We start from the raw sequence: 15399 nt of genomic DNA, 5'->3' as shown, positions 1-15399 counted from the left end.
CAATTAGGTAAGAGGGAGACGTCGTCTAAAATGTCTGATAAGACTGTGGTTTATCTATTTTAGTAGAAACTATAGAAAAAACAGTGAGTCGATTTTTAACATCTAGGCAATAAAGTCACATAATTATAAAGATTATGAGGATAAGTGTTAATTACGAATAGCATGCCTCAGATTAGAGGCGATAGTTTAGCCTGCTTGCTGAAAATTTGATAGTATCGATAAAACGTTTTTAGCGGTAGATTCCTGCAATGATAAAATCAAACAACCATAACCGTAGGCAGTTTAGCCAGTCTATTATGGCACTAATTGTCTTTGCAAGCAGTGTCAATGTACATGCCGCTATTATAAGTGATAATAGTGAGCGCCGTATCGTAGTGCGTCAGAGTAATAGTGACAGTAGTAATGCCTATATCACGCACTCTAATAATGTTGCCAACCAGCGTCCCGGCGTGACTATGTTGAATGAGACTAAGTCGAATGGGGGAAACTCATCAGGTGGCGATAGTATGCAAAGCTTGATTGCACAAAAGCAGCGTGATTTCAATATTGATGCCAGCATATCTATCGAAGAAAGCAAACGCGTCAGTATCAACCGCCGCCAGCCCATCTACAATACAACCTACAGTAATAATAGCTATAGCACAGCAAGCAATACTTATAATAGCGCTTATAACGACTTTACCAGCATGGATTTCAATGCATGGCTCAATAGTAACAGTTACCGTGCTAGGCAGGTGGCAGAGTACCAAAGCTATCTGAGCTCGCGCGTAGGGGCGCGAAATGTACCGCCATTGTCTCAGTTACTGACCACAGCGCGTAGCTGGCAGAAATGCGGTTATGAGCCCTATCAATTGCCACCGCAAGAGCTGTGGTCGAATATCGTACCGACACTACATCTATATAGCGAATTAAAAAACCAAGGGATATTGCCACCGAGCACTGAGATACGTTCGGTATACCGCAGTCCTGGTCTCAATGACTGTGCAGGCGGTGCAGATGGTAGTAAACATATGAATGCTAGTGCGATAGATGTTTGGGTGCCAGAGTATGAAGATAATCTATGGCGTCTTAGTACTATGCAAGATGGATTATGTCAATTTTGGCAATATCAAGGTCAAGCCTATAACTTCGGTCTAGGGTTGTATTCTACAGGTGCCATCCATCTCGACACAGATGGTTATCGTAAATGGGGCTTCAACCATGCAAGTAGCAACTCTTCTTGCCGTTACTAGCAAATAATTAGCAGATAAAAACCTAGATTTACATGGTAAAAGTAGATAGAGACGTTATAATATAGCGCTGATAAGTTCTAGGATAAAAGTAGATATAGAACGATAAGCTAGACGCATAAGTTCACTGAAAATTTGTTTGGTATTTATGGTTTATGCTTTAATGATAGTACTTTTCTTACCTATCTTTGTATCCTTGTCGCTCTTCAAGGAAGAAGATTACGTTATCACAAGCAGGGTTTATGACAAAGCAGCGCGCGACACTTAAACAGTACAGTCAGTCAAATAATAAGAACCAAGGCTTTTTTCGTTCAAGATATATGTATGGCGCGTTAGTAGGTACGGCATTTTTATCCGCATTACTTGTTAGTGCCTGCAGCCCACAAACGCATTCTGACAGCCGCTCATCGGTCACAGATAAGAATACAATCAGCCGTAATAATATTGAAAAAAACTCTAAAAATATTGAAGACGGTATTAAAAACTCTTATGCACGTTTGGCATCAAAACGCTCTGATGTCTGTCCGAAGCTAATAGAAGAAGGGCATGGCAGTCAGGTCATTGAGCGCCTTGCAGAAGTCATGGTAAACGACTATTGCGACTATTTTCTATACCCGCGAGATGGTCAAAGTATTTCAGTAGCAACTAACAGTCGTCAAATCGAGGCATTACTGATAGTTCCATCGCTGCATAACTTTGCTAATGGAGATTACCAGGTAACGTCTTATGACAAGCATATCATTCGATTGAGCTATAACGGAGCAACCCATAAGCCCAAAGACCTCAGTTATGATGTTGCAATGACCATTTCTGATAACGCGTATTTATAGTAGCGTCTATCATGAGATTTGTATCGCAGTGTTTTGAGTCTTGAAACGTCAGCTATGAGGGATGTGTTTCCTGTCCTTCATAGCTGACGTGATTTATTTGTATATGTTCCTAAATAATCTATTTGTTCACTGGTTTATCTTTCCAAGGGTCATCTTGTCCCACAGTTACAATCAAAAAATCATCAGGCTTTAGCGTATCACGCATGGTTTTATTCACTTCTACAAGCGTGACCTGATCAATACGATTGGTATAATCAGCCAAATAATTATTTGGCAATTGATAAAAATTCATCATTCCTAACAAGCCGTTAATACCTGCATTGCTTGCAAAGCCCATTGGAAAACTATTTTTTAAGTTATCTGTTGTCAAGCGCATCTCATCATGCGTGACACCTTTTTCTAGTGTCTTATTAATAACTCCTAAGCTTGCATCGATCGCTGCGCGCGCCTTATCGTTGCGCGTCGAAAACCCAATCTGATAAGGGCCTCGTGCTAGCATCGGACTCATTGAACCTGAAATACCATAGGTATAACCCAAGTTTTGTCTAACCTCAGTCATTAATCGCGCATTAAAATCACTACCTGCCATGATCTCATTACCAACTGCAAAATTGGTTTGCTGCTGCTGCGCCACAGCATCGGTTGCACGTTTACTACCCAGTTGACCCATTAGGACAGTGGTTTGGGTACTTGGGAATGGGATGTGTATATGCTGCGCTGTAGTAAGGGGTGTGGGTTCAGGTAATTCTGCTGCGGCCTGTCCTGTAGGTAGCTTGGTGGTGATCTCTTCAGCCAGACGTTTCGCTTGGACTAATGTCAAATTGCCCGTCATAGCGATAGAAGCATTTGCTGTCACTAAATACCGATTTTTGAAGTCTAATAACTGCTGCTTTTGGATGGTAGGCACGCTTTCGAGTGTGCCTACCGAGGGGTGCGCATAAGGATGGTTGCCATACAATGCATTATTAAAAGCAATGCTTGCAAGGCTGTTAGGGTCTTGTTTTTGCTGCTGTAAACCAACCAGTAGTCGTGCCTTGTTGCGTGCTAGAACATCATCATTAAACGTAGGTTCACTCACCATCTGCGTCATTAAGTCAACAGCAGGTAGCAGATGCTCGTCATCAGATAAGCTACGTAGTGAAACAATAAACATGTCTTTGTACGCGCTACTGCTCAAATTGATGCCTAAAGTTTCAACGGCTCGCGTGAATGCGTTTTCATCTAGACTTGTAGTGCCTTGCTCAAGCATTGTCGCTGTCATGTTGGCGATGCCAAAACCATCTTTGTTGATGCTACCGTCACGCGCACTACCAGCGTTAAAGCGCAGGTCTATATCGACGATTGGCAAGGCGGTGGTTTTTACGAATTTTACAGGGACGCCAGCCTTAGTTTTAAATTGTTGGATTGTTGGCACGGTGACTTTTAGAGGTTCGGCGTTATCAATACTAGTCAGCTTAGACAGTGCCGCAATAGGCGCACTGGCATCGACGGCAGCAGGTGCGCGGTAATCTTCAGCACCTGTTGTCTCAGCTTGAGCGGTAGTAGTCAATATACCCAAAGCAAGTACGAGGCTGCTGCTAAGATATGACCATTTTTTCAATGAGCTAGCACTTGATATTTTCTGTCTTACTTGAGAGTCATACTTATTCTGAATCATGATGTTCTTCTTATTAAAAATACGTTTTTATCGTCATTTTTATTAGGCGCTTGATGATAGGCAGCCGTTACTTTGCTTGGTTTTGCTTTTCTTTGGGTGGCACGATATGCATCACCGTAAGGTTGTTCTTAACCAAGTATTTTTTACTGGCAGCCTGAATGTCATCTACACTGATACTATCGAGTTTGGTTGGCAGCTTGGCAAGCAATCTATCATCTAAACCAATAGACTGTAGCGAGCCTATCATACGTGCCTGTCCCTCCATGCTATCTTGCGCATAAATCAAGCCTGTGACCGTATTAGTCTTAGCACGGCTGATTTCGTCGGCAGCAATGGGATCTGTTTTGAGCTTTTCTATTTCTGACGTTATGGCTTGCTGCGCTTGCTCTAAGCTGACACCTTCGCGCGGTGTTGCCTGAATTAAGAACAGTCCATCGCCGCGATCGAGTAAGTCATAAGAAGTGCCAACGGTAGTTAGCAGACCTTGCTCACGTATCAGTCGGCTCTCTAAGCGTGCAGATAGACCACCGTCGAGTACGTCTTGAGCAAGGGAGAGGGCATAGGCCTGTTTTTCGTCATTTGCGCCTGCCGTCACCAAACTAGGCACGTTGTAACCCATTAAGAGAACAGGCACTTGGACGGCCTGCTCAGACTCTACTTTTTGATACCCTCGAAAGCCCTTTTGAGTGACAGCATTACGTTTAGGTACGTCGCTTGGTGCAAGCGTGCCAAAATAGCGTTTGACTTGCGCGAGCACATCTTGTGGTTGTACGTCACCAACGATGACCAAAGTGGCATTGTTGGGTGCATACCATGTCTTGTACCAGTCTGTTAAATCAGAGAGTTTGATTGACTCAAGCTCACTCATCGGTCCAATGACAGACTCACCTTTCGGACTGTCAGGTAGTGCTAGCAGGCGAAATGACTCGTAAGCTTTGGCAAGTGGATTATCATCAGTACGTTGACGGCGCTCCTCCATAACGACTTGATGCTCTTTGGCAAACTCTTTATCATCGAAAGTCAGATTTTTCATGCGATCTGCTTCAAGCTCTAAAGCCAAAGGCATGCGGTTAGCAGGAAACAGCTCGTAGTACCCCGTATAGTCATAGCTGGTAAAGGCATTGTTGACACCACCAAATTTGGCAATCAACCGTTCATAATCGTCACTTGATACGTCGGTGGTTCCTTTGAACATCATATGCTCAAGCACGTGTGAGATACCGCCCTTATCAGTTGGCTCATCTGCCGAGCCTACTCGATACCAGATTTGTGTCATAGCGACTGGGGCACGGTGATCTTCTTTTATAACTACTTTCAGACCGTTTTCTAACTGATACTCATGTCGACCTGACATGTCCATTGCCAGTGCAGATGGTGCTGACTCTCTACTTGCGTCTGAATTAGGTTGCCCTGTACCGATTGCTGCGACTGAGTTAGTAGCAGTAGTTGTAGAGCTAGCAGATATCGTACTGGTCTGACAGGCGGTCAGTGACGCTGCTATCGCCAAGGCACAAGCAATACGTAATGGGCTGATCGGTAGTGGTAAAGGCAATGGCATGGTATGGTCTACTTATATAAAATGATGACTAAAGAGAATGACGACAGTTATAGTAATAATGGATCGTAGTGCTAAGGAGTCATAGTGATAATGGACGTCATAAAGAGGTTTGAGTGCCTACCATGACACTAGCTGTGGGTCTGAACTCTTGCGTGGTGCTGCAGCCTGCCACAGACAATACCGTTGTCGTTAACAAAATAGCCGCACTGATATTGATGATGCTTTTGTAGTGCTTAGAGAGTAGAGACATGAGCATTTCCTAATAAAGAGTCGTTGATAGTCTTGGTAGAGTAGGCGAAGTCTAGCCAGTTACAAGTCAGAATTTTGTGTCCAAACCTTAAGCAAAACTTTCTAGAAATTTTTATCCACTTTTAAAGCCGATATATTTTAATGATAGTCTATTATAGTAAGGGCTGAGCACGACTTTAATTATGCTAAAATAGGCTGAAACTCATTGTCACGTCGCTCATAAGCGTATAAAGACATATAAATTTATCTACAATGAACAAATAACTGATAATGATAACTTTTAGGGCAAAATTATGAATAACCCAAACAATAACAACCGCGTAGTCATTAACTTAGATGATGGTCTTGATGACTTAGATGACGATGATATTACCTTACCCAGTCTACCGGTGCAATCGGTGCCCATCGTTGATGATTCTGAGCGCGCAGCTGTACTCGAGGACAGTACGACAATCCAAGACATCTCAAATAACGATGCAGAAGAAAATATTGCTTTGGCCACGCCAATCATTATGACTGAAGAGCATAACGTACCTAAAGGAGATTCTGAAAGCTTTTCGAGTGTCACAGAGACAGATGTTGCAAACAACTCTGATACCGTGTCAACCGTACCCACCATGCCATTGCAAGAGCAGTTGGGAGACACGCCAAGCGTGAGTCCAACTAACAGCAGCAGTATACAAACTGATAGTCCAAAAGAGCCAGTAGAAGAACCAGTAGAGCCGCAAGAGAATAAGAAAAAAGGCAGCTGGTTTAACCGTATGAAAACGGGACTCAGTAAGTCGCGTAAAAACTTGGCCGAAGGGATGGTCAGTATTCTTATCGGTGGTAAAGAGATCGATGATGAGCTGTTAGAAGAGGTCGAAGATCAGTTGCTAGTTGCTGATATCGGCGTCAACGCGACCAACCGTATTATTAAGAGTCTCACCGAGCAGACTGCTCGTGGTGATCTGATCTATGCACACTCGTTATATAAAGCCCTGCAAAGCGAACTGGTTGATATTTTGACGCCTAAAGTTGAGCCATTGGTCATTGATACCAGCAAAAAACCATTTGTTATTTTAGTGGTTGGCGTTAATGGTGTGGGTAAGACAACAACCATTGGTAAACTTGCCAAGCGTTTACAAGGTGAAGGTAAGTCAGTCATGCTAGCAGCAGGTGATACGTTCCGTGCAGCAGCCACCGAGCAGCTGCAAATTTGGGGTGAGCGTAATGATATCCCAGTCGTTGCGCAAGGGCATGGCTCTGATAGTGCTTCTGTCATCTTTGATGCCATGCAATCTGCCAAAGCCAAAAATATCGATGTCCTTATAGCCGATACAGCTGGTCGTCTACAGAATAAGACACATTTGATGGCAGAATTAGAGAAGGTCGTACGCGTGATGCGTAAGGCTGATCCAAGCGCACCGCATGAAGGTATGATCGTACTCGATGCTGGTACGGGTCAGAACGCCATCAATCAAGTTGAGTTATTCAACAAGGTTGTACCTCTGACGGGTATTACTATTACCAAACTGGACGGCACTGCTAAAGGGGGCGTAGTATTCAATATCGCTGAGACGACAGATGTGCCTATCCGCTACATTGGTGTGGGTGAGTCTATTGATGATTTGCGCGCCTTTAGTCCAAAACAATTTGTCGCCGCTTTGTTTGAGACCGACGATAAAGAATAAGATAGCCAGTTTAATTGGTAAATTATTTTTAAAAGAATAGGGAGGTAGACGCCATGATAGTTACCACAGCAACTGTTGGGTTGCATCGATTCACACTGATTGCTCGTGTCAATGAGAATGGTAAGCCTGTGCTCGTTGAAGCCAACTGGCTGCTGGCAGGTAACTCATGGCATAGCTCAAAATCTGTCCCTAAAATCAAAAAGTATTACGGTATGTCAGATGAAGATTTCACCTTTATAGATAGTAATAGCCTAAGCATGAGTGAACCTGCTCAAGCGTTGTTAATAGAAACGATTTTCCAACTCAAAGATTACGCTGCTGGTAAGCGTAAGACGCTGGATTTGCCTTTGGATTTTTCTATGGGTACTGAGTTTCAGCAAAGAGTATGGCAGGCACTGCAAGGTATTGGGTATGGCGAAACCATTAGCTATGCCACACTCGCACAGCGTGTCAACAGTCCAAAGGGATTCCGTGCGGTCGCGCAGGCTAATGGTAAGAATCCTTTTAGTATTATTGTCCCTTGTCATCGTGTCATTGCGAGCGATGGCAAGCTTGGTGGCTATACAGGCGGGCTGGATAAAAAGGAATATTTGCTAGCGCTTGAAGATGCATGGTATAAAAAATAGTTTTATTTATTTTTTCCATAGAAAAAGGGCCAAACACATCAGTATTTAGCCCTTTTTTTAAACTGCTAATCAGATTATGCCTCAAGTTGCGCCATGACATCAGCAGAGAAATTCACATTAGTATAAACTTCTTGCACATCATCCGCATCTTCTAACATATCAATCATTTTTATGATCTTTTCAGCATCATCGATATTATCGATCTCAGCCGTAGTAGATGGCGACATAGTCACCTCAGCATTATCAGAGACCAGGCCTGCTGCATTTAGAGCATCTTGGACTTTACCGAAACTTTCCCATTCGGTAATGACAAGCAAACTCTCACCATCGTTTTCGATATCAACGGCGCCAGCATCTAGTGCTACTAGCATCACCTCATCCTCTAAGCTCACATCATTGAAAGTGATCTCACCGCGTTTGGTAAACAGGTAAGCCACTGAACCTGATGTACCAAGGTTGCCATCACATTTGGTAAAAGCGTGACGGACTTCACTTACCGTACGATTGAGGTTGTCAGTCATGGTTTCGACAAGTACCGCCACACCGCCAACACCGTAGCCTTCGTAGCTGACTTCTTCCATATTTTCGTTATCGCCGCCGCCTGTACCACGGTCGACAGCACGGTTGATCGTGTCACGAGTCATGTTGACCGATAGGGCTTTTTCGATAACGGCACGCAAGCGTGGGTTTTTATCAGGATCAGGATCACCTTGTTTGGCTGCTGAGACGATTTCACGGATAACTTTGGTAAATATCTTGCCTCTTACTGCATCCTGACGGGCTTTGCGGTGTTTAATATTTGCCCATTTTGAATGGCCTGCCATATAACATCCTTAGATTCTACGTATTATTTTTTGTGGGTAAAAAGAATTATAGTTGCACTCTTTAGTATGTGATTGTCTGATTCCATACTATCATTACTTTGTCTGCTTGAGGTAGTAGCGCTACTGGCACGTTAACGATTTGTATGTTGTTAAAGGTGCTTTTTTGCTACACTGTGGCAACTTATAGATTGTACTCACTATGATAAGTGAGCGATATTATAAACCAGTTTTAGCCGTCTTGACCAACTTGCCCTTATCCATCACATTTTAAATCATTGAGTGCTATCAAGCCATTGATTTTATAAAGTACTGATTCTATGAAGCAACCCACTGCCGAAGCTCTGACACACTTGCGTAACCGCATACATATCATCATCGAAGGGACAGATACCCGCTCGGGTAAGCTTTTTGATATTGTTTTGCTGATTGCGATTTTGGCCAGTGTTGCTGTTGTCATGCTTGATAGTGTGCTGTATATGCGCTTGCAATATGGCACCTTGTTTTTTTATGCAGAGTGGTTTTTTACTATTCTGTTTACCATTGAGTATGTGCTAAGACTGTTCTCAGCACCCAACCGCTTACGTTATGCTTTTAGCTTCTTTGGTATAGTGGATTTACTGTCTGTACTGCCGAGTTATTTGAGTTTGATGTTTGTGGGCGTACAGTATCTACTGGTGATACGAGTATTGCGTATTTTACGTATATTCCGTGTACTCAAGCTCAAAGCCTACATGCAACAGGCTGGTTTTTTGGCCTCTGCACTAAGGACCAGTCAACAGAAAATCACGGTATTTTTCTTATCACTTGTACTGCTTGTGACTATCTTTGGTTCCATTATTTACGTGGTAGAAGGGCCTGAGAATGGGTTCACCAGTATCCCACTGTCTATCTACTGGGCGGTCGTCACGATGACGACAGTTGGGTATGGTGATATGTCGCCCAAGACACCGCTAGGGCAGGCAATCGCAACCATGGTCATGATCACAGGTTATTCGATTATTGCGGTACCGACAGGTATCTTTACCTCTGAGCTTGCTCGTAATATGCGTCCACAGCTTAATCCAGTGACTTGCCCCAACTGCGGTAAATTTGGACATGCCGTAGGCGCAGACTTTTGCGATCGCTGTGGTCATGCGTTACATATTTAGTGAGCAATTTTGTAGCTAGCAACCAGTTGTATAGCAACCGTTAGACGATTCATTAGGCTTCAATGTATTCGTCAACGAGTGGTGATAGGTCGATTTCGACATCTAGATTGACCAAGTTCCAATACTGTCCTGATATGGTACGATCCAACATCATCGTTGTAGCGGAAGGCTGAAACTGTCCAAAGTATTTCAATGACGTGCGCATTTGGGCAATAGCATCATGATGTATCTGACTGCTGCCAAAATCAAAGGCACCTTCTTGATAAGGGCTAATGGATAAAGGTTTTAGGCCAATCGATAGCCATTTTTCATAGAACTCACCGGGGATGTTTTTGTCATCTTCACGGCGAATATCTAGAGCGACAAGGTCTTGCTCGAGTGCGGTCACATCGCCTTTAATAGCATGTCTTGCGAAACGACGGAACAGTTGGACTTCGCTATCGCTATAGCTACGAATACCGCCAAAATCATAGGCAACTACGCTACCGTCATGACGAAAGGCGAAGTTACCTGGATGTGGGTCACAATGCATGCGGTACAAGCCAAATAGCTGTCCTGCGGTAAAGTGAAACAAACGCTCGGCTATTTTTTGTTTTATATCATTGTCCCACGTTGCGGCAACCGTCAGTGTTTCTCCCATCTCTTCTGTCAAAGTCAAAATACGTCTGGAAGAATGGCTACTGATAACCTTAGGAATGATAAGTCCTTCATCGTCTGCATGAAAAGCACCAAACACACGTAAGTTATGCGCTTCCTTAACGTAGTCAAGCTCATCGTGTAGGCTTTGGCGAATCTCATTAAAAAGCTGCTCTTGTAATTGCTTGCTCATATTGAGTACGCCGGCAATTTTTAGCGCCATGCGAACTTGTTTGAGATCACTATCACAGTTTTCATCAACATCAGGATACTGGACTTTGACCACCACTCTTTGACCAGAGCTCAAAACGGCCTTATGCACTTGTCCGATAGATGCTGCGGCAAATGGCGTCTCGTCAAACTCACTGAATAACTCTGGCATAGGCGCGTTGAGTTCACGCTCGACTTGCGCACGTATCTGCGCATAGGGCATTGGCGGGGCATCTTTTTGGAGCTTTTCTAGAGCAGTGGCAACCTCAGGTGGAAACACATCTTTGTATTGTGAGGCAATCTGTCCTACTTTCATCACCGCACCTTTCATCTCACCTAAAGTTTCGGCAATCTGAACACCCACATCTTGCATCAAGTCTGAACGAGCTTGCAGTCGCTTTTCTTCATCGCTTGAGAGGTGCTTAAATGAGTTTTTAGCGGCTTTACCGGCGATGCTTGCTGTCATACCAGCGAGTTTCATAAAGCGCTTTCCGGACGTTTTTGCCATTCATATCACCATATAGTGGGTTGTGTGCTCAGCTGTAATTCTATTATTTTCATCAGACAATTACTGTTTGACTACTGTGTGAAAGATAAGAAGAGATTGACAGTATACATAAAGAGATCGATAAACAACGAGCAGCACATTAAGTGTTTATCTGATCTGCATAAATAGTGCGTAGCCAATAGTCGAGTGCCATATCATAGCCCATATGACCCAAACCACAAATCACACCCACAGCAACATCATTCAAATAAGAATGATGCCTAAAAGGCTCACGCGCATGCACGTTTGACAAATGCACTTCTATAAATGGTTTTTGTGTGGCTAATAGCGCATCACGTAGGGCTACAGAAGTGTGGGTAAATGCAGCAGGATTGATAATCACTGCATCGACTTGGTCAGTTTTGTCTGTGAGTAAGCCATGATGTTGGATCTGATCCACCAGATCGCCTTCATGATTTGACTGTATGCACACCAGCGTAACACCATATTTGGCTGCCCGCTCAACCAGGCGTTGCTCGATATCTGCTAATGTCATATAACCATAAATCTCAGGTTCACGCTTGCCCAGTAAGTTTAAATTGACACCATTAACCAATAGCAGTCTACGGGTAAGGGTCCGGTTAGTATCTTGGTGAGCCGTTTTTTGAGATTCAAGAGATGAAGAGGAGGACGTCATAATACTCTCTGTCGCTATCGAAAAATGTGAATGATCTATTGTAATGGGAAAGTTTCTACGTAATAAGCTGATTGACGCTATCTATTTATCATAACAGCTTGCTGAACGGGTTATAAAAAAATTATATAAAAAATTAGATTAGGTATTAAAAAGCGTGTTAAAAGTCTTTATGTTGCTAAAAACCCGTGCTATGATATTTTTTATGCAATAAACATTGCAAGTTTGTTACAGTCATGAGTACAAAGGATAGGTTGTTCAAACAAACTGTTTTTTGTACAAGCAATACAAAGATGACTGTAGTGAGAGCAGTACTCTTAAGTTTTTGATTTCATAATCTTAGACCCCGTTTATATGCAATGTTGCAAAGGAATTTGGGGCTAAGCGGACTTTTTTAGGAAGTAATATTATGTCAGCTCGTGAGCAAGGTATCGTTAAGTGGTTTAATGACTCAAAAGGCTTTGGTTTCATTCAACGTGACAGCGGAGAAGATATTTTTGTCCATTTCCGCGCGATTCAGGGTGATGGTTATCGTTCTTTGAAGGATGGCGAAAAAGTTGAGTTCAGTGTGGTAGAAGGTGATAAAGGCCTTCAAGCTGAAGAAGTCAGAAAGATAGAAGAGTAATCTATCCAGACATTAAAGCGGTTTAGTTATAATGTCTGTACGAACTACTGATATACTACTGAGTCAAGCCCATCTTGTCTTACCCATGTTGAGTTAACAGCAGCATATTTGGTAGGTCAGGTATTGGGCTTGGCTTTTTTTGTACCCGTATGTCTAGCGGCCATCTATAGATATAATGTTGCGACTGCTATTGGTCACACTTATGTCAGTATGAAGCTTTATTGTGAGCTGATTTGTGATTGATAAAGTACAAGCAACTAATTTAAAAGGATATTTTTTTGAGTAATTTTACAACGTTTACTGATTTGCCACTTTCAGTCGCGACTTTGCGTGCAGTAAGTGATTTGGGTTTTACGGAACTAACCCCTATCCAAGCAAAAATCCTACCGCATACACTAGCAAATCAAGACGCTATCGGACAGGCACAGACGGGTACAGGTAAGACAGCAACATTTCTGCTTACCATTATGGAGGCGTTACTCAAGCGTCCCTTTACTACCGATGAAGAGCGCTATTTGGGTGAGCCACGTGCAGTGGTTATGGCGCCGACACGTGAGCTTGCTCAGCAAATATTTGATGACTGTATAGCATTGACCAAGTACACGTCACTGCATAGTGTTTGTATTATGGGCGGTACGAACTACGAAACTCAGCAGCATGAGCTTGAGCGTCAATACGTTGACATTTTGGTAGCAACGCCAGGTCGTCTGATTGATCTTGCCAATAAAGGTATGGTCTATCTTGACCGAGTAGAGGTGTTGGTACTAGATGAAGCAGACCGTATGCTAGATATGGGTTTTATTCCTGATATCAAACGCCTAGTAGGCCGTATGCCGGCTAATACTGATCGTCAAAGCTTACTGTTTTCTGCCACGTTTAACCAAGATGTCATGAACTTAGCCTATCGCTGGTTACATGAGCCACAGTTCGTTGAAATCGAACCAGAGCACAAGACCAGCGAGTTGGTTGATCAGCATTTTTACTTATTGACAGAAGACCAGAAGTTAGAAGCTCTAAAGCGTATTATCAGTGATAAAACTGTTGAAAAAGTCATTGTGTTTGCCAATCGTAAAGACCAAGTTAAGCGTCTTTATCACAAACTGCGTCAAGACCATAAGATTGTTATGTTGTCAGGCGATGTGATTCAGCAAAAACGTGAGAAATATTTGCAGCGTTTTAAGGATGGTCATGCTTCTATTCTAGTAGCAACGGATGTTGCAGGACGCGGTATACATGTGGATGATGTCAGTCATGTGGTCAACTATACCTTACCTGATCAGCCAGATGATTACGTACATCGTATTGGTCGTACTGGCCGTGCTGGACAAACTGGTATTAGTATCAGCTTTGTTAGCGAAGATGATGCGTTTAACATACCAGCACTAGAGAAGCATTTAGAGACTAAATTTTCGCTTGAACAGTGGCAAGAATAGTTGCTATGAGCTGAAAACTACTTAGATCATTATCATTAAAAACAAGTAGCGTTAGAAATAAACCTAATGAAAAACAAGCCTCATGCAAAATAAAAGCCCTCGATATCACGCAGATATCGAGGGCTTTTTATGCGATTGCTTTTACATAACGACTAATGGCTATTTATGCAAATAATGCAATTAAATATCATTCTGATACAGATGTAAAATCAATGGGCATGATGCATAGACGCAGTGTCATCACCCATAGTATGACCCATGTCTGTATCGTGCTCCATATCCATATCATGCATACTGTGATCCATATTAGACATGTCGTGCTCCATTTGACTCATGTCATGGATGTCTGTCTCAGACATCATACTAGAGTGGCTACCATGATCCATTTGTGCATGACTACCTCCGTGTCCGCCATGCATACTTGTCATAGCGATAGGGACGACAGCCACTGCTAACCCTGAGAGCACCATTATCGCGCCGTTTAGCTGTCTTAGACGAAAACGCCCAATCTTGTCACGTAACCAGCCGACGGTTTCATGCGTTGCCACCAGCATCGGTATGGTCCCTAAGCCGAACACGAACATTAATGCCGCTCCGCTTAGTGGATTGTGAGCGACCACAGCAATCAGTAGAGCACCATACACTAAACCGCAAGGCAAAAATCCCCATAGCAGACCAGCAATGAGTGCTCGCGGAAATGTATTGAGTGGAAATACCTTTTGACGAAGCGGGCTTAAGTACTGCCAAAAACGCATACCAAAACGTTCAAGCTTGGTCAAAAATGGTGCGCCTAGCATGGTCGCACCGACAAAAACGAGTATCATACCTAATAAGATGCGCGGCATGCTATTGCCTTTCATAAGAGGCTCTAATAAGGTAATACCGATAAAGCCTGCGACCAAACCCAGCAATGCATAACTGGTCAAGCGTCCAAGATGATAGGTGGCAACCAAAGCGCGGCGCTTGATAGGGCTAACATCTTTCATAGAAAGGCCGAATGCTGTCACAAGGCCGCCACACATTCCCAAACAATGCGGTGAGCCAAAAAACCCCATTAGCAAGGCTGCAACAAGTAAAGCTGTGGTCATGGATACCTCTCCTAAAAGTTGTACATCCTGTGTCTACAGGCACGATTATTGTCTAACAAAAGATCCTCATAATGTATGGATAGAGGTTAGTTTTTTGGGCTTGTATCTCTATTAGAATGAACCCCGTCTGTGTCAACATTGTCATCTAATGCTATTGGTTCCTCAGATGACTGAGGCTGCGTTGAGCGATCATGAGCATGCAGAGTTTGTCTGCGCTCTTGACGGTCATCTAATATGATACGCTGTGAGGCGTTGTCCAAATCTTCAAACTGATTTGATTTTACCGCATAACGCACTGCCCAAATAGCAACCACAAACAGCATAAGACTTAGCGGAATTAATAAAAATATACTGAGCATGGCAAATCTCTTAAATAGCAGTGTCTTGTATTATTATACACCCATCTCAGAAGTATGGGATGATCCGTAGTGA

15 protein-coding genes are annotated in these 15399 nt (G+C 43.1%); 7 read left to right on the top strand and 8 right to left on the bottom strand.

All coding sequences use genetic code 11. From position 1 onward, the window contains the following. Positions 1 to 248 precede the first annotated feature (248 nt). A complete protein-coding gene (locus AC5JPT_RS03760; protein ID WP_493857156.1) occupies positions 249 to 1232 on the top strand; it encodes a D-Ala-D-Ala carboxypeptidase family metallohydrolase in 984 nt (327 codons plus the stop codon). A gap of 239 nt (positions 1233 to 1471) precedes the next feature. Next, on the top strand, positions 1472 to 2059 hold the full coding sequence (locus AC5JPT_RS03755; protein WP_443527158.1) for a hypothetical protein: 588 nt from the start codon (positions 1472 to 1474) through the stop codon (positions 2057 to 2059). A gap of 118 nt (positions 2060 to 2177) precedes the next feature. Here AC5JPT_RS03755 and AC5JPT_RS03750 read toward each other — a convergent pair whose 3' ends face one another. From AC5JPT_RS03750 to AC5JPT_RS03740, 3 genes are all read right to left on the bottom strand, one after another. After that, positions 2178 to 3716, bottom strand: coding sequence for a M16 family metallopeptidase (locus AC5JPT_RS03750; RefSeq protein ID WP_493857155.1), 1539 nt, complete (start codon positions 3714 to 3716; stop codon positions 2178 to 2180). Between the two features lie 67 nt (positions 3717 to 3783). Next, positions 3784 to 5274 carry a M16 family metallopeptidase gene (locus tag AC5JPT_RS03745; RefSeq protein ID WP_493857154.1) on the bottom strand — a complete coding sequence of 497 codons (1491 nt, stop codon included), beginning with the start codon at positions 5272 to 5274 and terminating at the stop codon, positions 3784 to 3786. A gap of 97 nt (positions 5275 to 5371) precedes the next feature. After that, on the bottom strand, positions 5372 to 5524 hold the full coding sequence (locus tag AC5JPT_RS03740; protein ID WP_319051570.1) for a hypothetical protein: 153 nt from the start codon (positions 5522 to 5524) through the stop codon (positions 5372 to 5374). A 760-nt stretch (positions 5525 to 6284) separates the two neighbouring features. Between AC5JPT_RS03740 and ftsY the strand changes: the two genes are divergently transcribed. Both ftsY and AC5JPT_RS03730 read left to right on the top strand, forming a co-directional pair. Beyond that, on the top strand, positions 6285 to 7196 hold the full coding sequence (gene ftsY / locus AC5JPT_RS03735; protein ID WP_319051979.1) for a signal recognition particle-docking protein FtsY: 912 nt from the start codon (positions 6285 to 6287) through the stop codon (positions 7194 to 7196). Between the two features lie 53 nt (positions 7197 to 7249). Beyond that, positions 7250 to 7822, top strand: a complete 573-nt coding sequence (locus AC5JPT_RS03730; protein ID WP_493857153.1) for a methylated-DNA--[protein]-cysteine S-methyltransferase — start codon at positions 7250 to 7252, stop codon at positions 7820 to 7822. 74 nt (positions 7823 to 7896) lie between these two features. On the opposite strand, the gene AC5JPT_RS03725 is transcribed toward AC5JPT_RS03730, so the two are convergent. After that, positions 7897 to 8646 (bottom strand): YebC/PmpR family DNA-binding transcriptional regulator, encoded by a 750-nt coding sequence (locus tag AC5JPT_RS03725; protein WP_493857152.1) that lies wholly within the window; start codon positions 8644 to 8646, stop codon positions 7897 to 7899. A 317-nt stretch (positions 8647 to 8963) separates the two neighbouring features. On the opposite strand from AC5JPT_RS03725, the gene AC5JPT_RS03720 reads away from it, so the two are divergent. Continuing rightward, complete coding sequence (locus AC5JPT_RS03720; RefSeq protein ID WP_319051928.1) at positions 8964 to 9794, top strand: ion transporter; 831 nt, start codon at positions 8964 to 8966, stop codon at positions 9792 to 9794. 52 nt (positions 9795 to 9846) lie between these two features. Here the strand turns inward: AC5JPT_RS03720 and AC5JPT_RS03715 are convergent, their stop codons facing one another. Both AC5JPT_RS03715 and aroQ read right to left on the bottom strand, forming a co-directional pair. After that, positions 9847 to 11148, bottom strand: a complete 1302-nt coding sequence (locus AC5JPT_RS03715; protein ID WP_493843055.1) for an ABC1 kinase family protein — start codon at positions 11146 to 11148, stop codon at positions 9847 to 9849. Positions 11149 to 11287: 139 nt separating this feature from the next. Beyond that, positions 11288 to 11824, bottom strand: a complete 537-nt coding sequence (gene aroQ, locus AC5JPT_RS03710) for a type II 3-dehydroquinate dehydratase (RefSeq protein WP_493857151.1) — start codon at positions 11822 to 11824, stop codon at positions 11288 to 11290. 406 nt (positions 11825 to 12230) lie between these two features. Here aroQ and AC5JPT_RS03705 point away from each other — a divergent pair, with 406 nt between their 5' ends. Next, positions 12231 to 12446: a cold-shock protein gene (locus AC5JPT_RS03705; RefSeq protein ID WP_057760416.1), complete on the top strand. Its 216-nt coding sequence runs from the start codon at positions 12231 to 12233 to the stop codon at positions 12444 to 12446. A 278-nt stretch (positions 12447 to 12724) separates the two neighbouring features. Further along, complete coding sequence (locus AC5JPT_RS03700) at positions 12725 to 13879, top strand: DEAD/DEAH box helicase (RefSeq protein ID WP_493857150.1); 1155 nt, start codon at positions 12725 to 12727, stop codon at positions 13877 to 13879. Positions 13880 to 14088: 209 nt separating this feature from the next. Here the strand turns inward: AC5JPT_RS03700 and AC5JPT_RS03695 are convergent, their stop codons facing one another. Further along, positions 14089 to 14967: a sulfite exporter TauE/SafE family protein gene (locus tag AC5JPT_RS03695; RefSeq protein WP_493857149.1), complete on the bottom strand. Its 879-nt coding sequence runs from the start codon at positions 14965 to 14967 to the stop codon at positions 14089 to 14091. Positions 14968 to 15053: 86 nt separating this feature from the next. Then, positions 15054 to 15326 (bottom strand): cbb3-type cytochrome oxidase assembly protein CcoS, encoded by a 273-nt coding sequence (gene ccoS, locus AC5JPT_RS03690; protein WP_493857148.1) that lies wholly within the window; start codon positions 15324 to 15326, stop codon positions 15054 to 15056. Positions 15327 to 15399: the final 73 nt, after the last annotated feature.

Source organism: Psychrobacter sp. H26, assembly GCF_059073035.1.
Note: the sequence above shows the minus strand (reverse complement) of the source record. Positions and strands in the feature narration are given on the sequence as shown.